We start from the raw sequence: 3,385 nt of genomic DNA on the forward strand, positions 1-3,385 counted from the left end.
CGGCCCGCCGCCGGCCTGACGCACGGAACGCCAGGCCCGGTCCGTCGCGCGGTGCGACGGGCCGGGCCTTGGTTGTAGCGTCCGATCATGTGAGCTCACTGGGGGTCGTGGCGCGGAACCGTGACTTCCGACGGCTGTTCGCGGCCGAGCTGGTGGTCTTCGGGTCCGACTGGTTCGTGATGGTGCCGCTGCTCGTGCTGCTGCCGGAGCTCACCGGCAGCGGGGTGTGGGGCGCGCTGGTGCTGGCCGCCGACACCGGGATCCTGGCGCTGCTGCTGCCGTTCACGGGGACGATCGCGGACCGGTTCGACCGCCGCAAGATCATGATGGTGTCGAATCTGGCGGCCGTCTTCGCGGTGGCCCTGCTGTTCCTGGTGCGGTCGGCGGCCACCGCGCCGCTCGCCCTCGTCGCGGTGGGCCTGGTGGCGGTGGCGAAGGCGTTCTACTCACCGGCTGCGACGGCGGCATTGCCCAATGTGGTCGATCCCGAGGATCTCGCCGCGGCCAACGCGGTGTCCGGGTCGACCTGGGGCACGATGACGATCGTCGGCGCCTCGCTGGGCGGCGTGGTCAGCAGCGCCTTCGGCCCGTACGTCAGCTTCGGCGTGACGGTGGTCTGCCTGCTCGCCGGCGCGGCCGTGACGGCCCTGATCCGGCGGCCGCTGCAGGCGCCGCGCGAGACCGCGGAGCGCCCGCGCACCTGGCACGCGCTCATCGAGGCGCTGCGCTACATCGGCGCCCGTCCGCGCATTCGCGCGCTGGTCACGGTGAAGTCGGCGGTCGGGCTGGGCAACGGCGTGCTGACCGTCTTCCCGCTGCTGGCCGGCCTCTTCGGGGTCGGTGCTCTGGGCGCCGGCCTGCTCTTCGCGGTCCGCGGCGCCGGCGCCCTGGTGGGGCCACTGGTGATGGGCCCGGTGCTGCGCCGGCGCAGCTGGCTGCTGCCCGGGCTGGCGCTCTCGATGAGCCTCTACGGCCTCGGCTACCTCGGCGTCGCGCTCAGCCCGTGGTTCTGGCTGGTGCTCGTGCTGGTCTTCGTCGCCCACTTCGCCGGCGGCACCAACTGGGTGCTCTCCAACTACGCCCTGCAGGGCGAAGTGCCGGACCGGCTGCGCGGCCGCGTCTTCGCGACCGACATGATGCTGGCGACCCTCGCGATCGCGATCAGCCAGCTCGGTGCGGCCGCCGTGGTGGACCACGTGGACGAGCGGGTGGTCCTCGCAGGTTGCGGTTTGATCACATTGACGTACGCGATCGGCTGGCGGATCGCCACCCGCAAGCTGTCGCTCACCGACGCCGCGGAGAAGCCTCAGCCCCGACTTGGCTGATCCGGCGTGGCATGGCCCGGGCCGTACCCCGGCGGGTCGGCCGGCGGGGGTGACCGGGTCACGAGCGCGGCGATGAGCAGGCCGATCCCGACCGCGGTGAGCAGCGCGAGCACCAGGCCGACACTGAAGCTGATCATGCCGAACCCGGAGGACCCCAGGTCGAGCGATGCGACCAGCCTCGGGAACAGGACGGTCCAGAGCGTCTGCAGGACGTGGTCGAAGGTGAGGAAGCCGAGACCCGCCATGGCGAGCGTCGCGCTGCGCGGCCCGAGGCGCGAGCGGCGCGTGCCCACCAGGACGAACCCGATGACCAGGACCGCCAGCATGGGTATCTGGCCGAGCAGGGCGGAAAACACGTATGCCATGGTCGGGCACGGTATCGGGCCGGATCTAGCATGAGCGGATGGGCCTGACCTTCGCCGCCGGTGCGGTGTCCGTGCGTACCCCGGCGACCAGCGCCAATCTCGGCCCCGGCTTCGACGCGCTGGGCCTCGCCCTCGCCCTGTACGACGACCTGACCGCCCGCGTGACCGGCGGCGGCTTCGCCGTGACGGTGACCGGCGAGGGCGCCGGCGAGCTGCCCGCGGACGAGAAACACCTGGTCGTGCGGGCCATGCTGGCGACCTTCGACGAGCTGGGTGAGCGCCCGCCCGGGCTGGCCGTCGAGTGCGTCAACCGGATCCCGCAGGCGCGCGGTCTCGGCTCCTCGTCGGCCGCGATCGTCGGCGGCGTGCAGCTGGCCCGGGCCCTGGTCGCCGGTGGTGCGGAGGATCTCGGCGCCGAGGGCGCGCTGCGCGTGGCGGCCCGGCTCGAGGGTCATCCGGACAATGTCGCGCCGTGCCTGCTCGGCGGCTTCACGATCGCCTGGACCGAGGGCGCCGGCGCCCGCTCCGTACGCCTCGAGACCCACCCCGACGTGCGCCCGACGGTCTTCGTGCCGACCGAGAAGGGCTACACCGCCGCCGCCCGCCGAGCCCTCCCACCTGCGGTTCCGCACGCCGACGCGGCCTTCAACGCGGGCCGGTCGGCCCTGCTCGTGCACGCGCTCACCACCGACCCCAGGCTGCTCTTCCCGGCCACCGAGGACCGCCTGCACCAGGGGTACCGCGGCGAGGCGATGCCCGGCACCGCATCGCTGGTGGCGGCTCTGCGGTCGGTCGGCGTGCCCGCCGTGGTCAGTGGCGCCGGCCCGTCCGTGATCGCGTTCACCGAGGTCCCGGGCGACTTCCGGGCCGGAACACAATGGCGCGCCGAAACGTTGGGCGTGGATGGCGGCGGAGCTCTTGTCAAAGGGAGTATGGTGGAACACGCCGAGCGGACCACTGTTGCCGCAGGTCGCACGAGTTGACTACGCTCTGACCTAGCACAGCCGCGAAGCAAAGGCGATCTACCGCGGTTCGGCGCGCACCCCCGAGAGCATGGCAGTTCTTGCCTGTCTCACTTCTCATCAAGGCACACGCCGAGCAGCAGTCTCAGATCGATCGGTGCACTCGCCGAGACCTATCCGTCGCCGCGCCTCCCAGGTGGGGTCAGACGGGTCGGGAAACCGTCGAGCTGCCGTGCTGCAAACTCCCCGCGCCCCCTGGCGGAGGCGGGGTCCGAGGCACCCGGCCACCAGGCTGCAGACCAGGTGGGATCGGCGGGGTGCACTTGGCTTTTTTCGACGGAAGGAATCCATTGAGCGACACCACCGACGTGACGTCGGGTGTTTCTGACGTCGCTGACGAGGGCGCCGGCACACCGAGCGCCACCAAGCGTCGCCGTGGCGGCACCGGCCTGTCCGCGATGCTGCTGCCCGAGCTGCAGAGTCTCGCCGCGTCCCTCGGCATCTCCGGCACCGCCCGGATGCGCAAGGGCGAGCTGATCACCGCGATCTCCGAGCGCCAGGCGGGTGGGGGCGGAGGCGCCCCGGCCGCGACCGCGTCTCGGCCCGCGCGTTCCCGGAGCCGTGCCAACGGCGCGGCGGCGCCCGAGACCGTGATCGCGGAGCCGGCGTCGGCCCAGCCGACGGCGGTGGCCACCCCTCCGGTGCCGACGGCCCTTCCCGTCGACAGCGCGCC

The 3,385-nt window shown here is 72.6% G+C and carries 4 protein-coding genes; 3 read left to right on the forward strand and 1 reads right to left on the reverse strand.

Features of this window, described 5'->3' with window-relative positions:
• The first annotated feature begins 89 nt into the window (after window positions 1–89).
• Entirely contained in the window at window positions 90–1,325 is a 1,236-nt protein-coding gene (locus AB0M20_RS33475; protein WP_364304340.1) for an MFS transporter, read from the forward strand.
• On the opposite strand, the gene AB0M20_RS33480 is transcribed toward AB0M20_RS33475, so the two are convergent.
• Window positions 1,307–1,690 (reverse strand): hypothetical protein, encoded by a 384-nt coding sequence (locus tag AB0M20_RS33480; protein ID WP_364304341.1) that lies wholly within the window; start codon window positions 1,688–1,690, stop codon window positions 1,307–1,309. The genes AB0M20_RS33475 and AB0M20_RS33480 overlap by 19 nt on opposite strands.
• A gap of 38 nt (window positions 1,691–1,728) precedes the next feature.
• Between AB0M20_RS33480 and thrB the strand changes: the two genes are divergently transcribed.
• Window positions 1,729–2,673, forward strand: coding sequence for a homoserine kinase (gene thrB, locus AB0M20_RS33485; protein WP_364304342.1), 945 nt, complete (start codon window positions 1,729–1,731; stop codon window positions 2,671–2,673).
• A gap of 329 nt (window positions 2,674–3,002) precedes the next feature.
• Window positions 3,003–3,385 (forward strand): Rho termination factor N-terminal domain-containing protein (locus tag AB0M20_RS33490; protein WP_364304343.1); only part of this gene is annotated, 383 nt, incomplete at its 3' end.

Source organism: Actinoplanes sp. NPDC051633 (assembly GCF_040681735.1).
GTDB lineage: Bacteria > Actinomycetota > Actinomycetes > Mycobacteriales > Micromonosporaceae > Actinoplanes.